The following is a 2,473-nucleotide window of genomic DNA, read 5'->3' as shown; positions in this document are numbered from 1 at the left end:
CTTATCCCTTCCGCACATAGCTACCCAGCGATGCCTTTGGCAAGACAACTGGTACACCAGCGGTGCGTCCATCCCGGTCCTCTCGTACTAAGGACAGCTCCTCTCAAATTTCCTGCGCCCACGACGGATAGGGACCGAACTGTCTCACGACGTTCTGAACCCAGCTCGCGTGCCGCTTTAATGGGCGAACAGCCCAACCCTTGGGACCGACTTCAGCCCCAGGATGCGACGAGCCGACATCGAGGTGCCAAACCTCCCCGTCGATGTGAACTCTTGGGGGAGATAAGCCTGTTATCCCCAGGGTAGCTTTTATCCGTTGAGTGATGGCCCTTCCATACGGTACCACCAGATCACTAAGCCCTACTTTCGTACCTGCTCGAGTTGTCTCTCTCGCAGTCAAGCTCCCTTTTGCCTTTACACTCTGCGAATGATTTCCAACCATTCTGAGGGAACCTTTGGGCGCCTCCGTTACACTTTAGGAGGCGACCGCCCCAGTCAAACTGCCCGTCAAACACTGTCCTCGGCCTGGATCACAGGCCTGAGTTAGAGCATCCGTCAAGCAAGGGTAGTATCCCAACAGCGCCTCTGATAAGACTGGCGTCCTATCTTCTCCGGCTCCTACCTATCCTGTACATGCTTGACAGATACCCAATATTAAACTGCAGTAAAGCTCCATGGGGTCTTTCCGTCCTGTCGCGGGTAACCCGCATCTTCACGGGTATTATAATTTCACCGAGTCTCTCGTTGAGACAGTGCCCAAATCATTACACCTTTCGTGCAGGTCGGAACTTACCCGACAAGGAATTTCGCTACCTTAGGACCGTTATAGTTACGGCCGCCGTTTACTGGGGCTTCAATTCAAGCCTTCGCTTGCGCTAAGCTCTCCTCTTAACCTTCCAGCACCGGGCAGGTGTCAGCACCTATACTTCATCTTACGATTTTGCAGATGCCTGTGTTTTTGATAAACAGTTGCTTGGGCCTTTTCACTGCGGCTGATCTTGCGACCAGCGCCCCTTCTCCCGAAGTTACGGGGCCATTTTGCCGAGTTCCTTAACGAGAGTTCTCTCGCTCACCTGAGGATACTCTCCTCGACTACCTGTGTCGGTTTGCGGTACGGGTGCACCGTCTCTGGCTAGAAGCTTTTCTCGGCAGTGTGACGTCGCAGCCTTCGCTACTTTAATTTCGCTCCTCATCACGCCTTGTCCTTATGAAAGCAAGCATTTGACTCACTCTCAGACTTGACGCTTGAACGTGGTATCCAGCACCACGCGCTGCTAGCCTCCTGCGTCCCTCCATCGCTCATAACGATTCGGTGCAGTACAGGAATTTCAACCTGTTGTCCATCGACTACGCCTCTCGGCCTCGCCTTAGGTCCCGACTTACCCTGGGCGGACGAGCCTGCCCCAGGAAACCTTAGTCTTGCGGCGGACAGGATTCTCACCTGTCTTTCGTTACTCATACCGGCATTCTCACTTCTAGAAGCTCCACATGTCCTCTCGGTCATGCTTCACCGCCGCTAGAACGCTCTCCTACCACGTGCATAAATGCACATCCACAGTTTCGGTATCATGCTTAGCCCCGGTAAATTTTCGGCGCGGCGTCACTCGACTAGTGAGCTATTACGCACTCTTTGAATGATGGCTGCTTCTGAGCCAACGTCCTAGTTGTCTGCGCAACTCCACATCCTTTTCCACTTAGCATGAATTTTGGGACCTTAACTGGTGATCTGGGCTGTTTCCCTTTCGACTACGGATCTTATCACTCGCAGTCTGACTCCCGCACATAAATGTCTGGAATTCGTAGTTTATCTGAATTCAGTAACCCTTGACGGGCCCCTAGTCCAAACAGAGCTCTACCTCCAGCATCCTCTTTGCGAGGCTAGCCCTAAAGCTATTTCGGAGAGAACCAGCTATCTCCAAGTTCGTTTGGAATTTCACCGCTACCCACAACTCATCCCCGCAATTTTCAACTTACGTGGGTTCGGTCCTCCAGCGCGTTTTACCGCGCCTTCAACCTGGTCATGGGTAGGTCACTTGGTTTCGGGTCTGCGTCAGCCAACTGCTCGCCCTCTTCAGACTCGCTTTCGCTGCGGCTCCGTCTTTTCTGACTTAACCTTGCTGACTAACGCAACTCGCCGGTTCATTCTACAAAAGGCACGCCATTACCCGTTAACGGGCTCTGACTACTTGTAGGCACACGGTTTCAGGTTCTCTTTCACTCCCCTCCCGGGGTTCTTTTCACCTTTCCCTCACGGTACTGGTTCACTATCGGTCACTGGTTAGTATTTAGCCTTGCGAGATGGTCCTCGCGGATTCAAACGGGATTTCACGTGTCCCGCCCTACTCAGGATACTGATAGGCCTTCTTTGGATTTCGCTTACGGGGCTATCACCCTCTCTGGCGCGTTTTCCCAAACGCTTCTGCTATCCTCTGAAGTGCCATGTCTCAGTCCTACAACCCCGGCAGATAAATCT

The 2,473-nt window shown here is 52.9% G+C and carries 1 rRNA gene; it reads right to left on the bottom strand.

Annotated features, from left to right (window positions below):
- A 23S ribosomal RNA gene (locus FD23_RS08530) occupies positions 1-2,473 on the bottom strand; the annotation flags it as partial.

This window comes from Lactobacillus delbrueckii subsp. delbrueckii DSM 20074 = JCM 1012 (assembly GCF_001433875.1).
GTDB classification, from domain to species: Bacteria; Bacillota; Bacilli; order Lactobacillales; family Lactobacillaceae; genus Lactobacillus; species Lactobacillus delbrueckii.
This window is presented reverse-complemented; position numbering and strand designations above follow the sequence as displayed.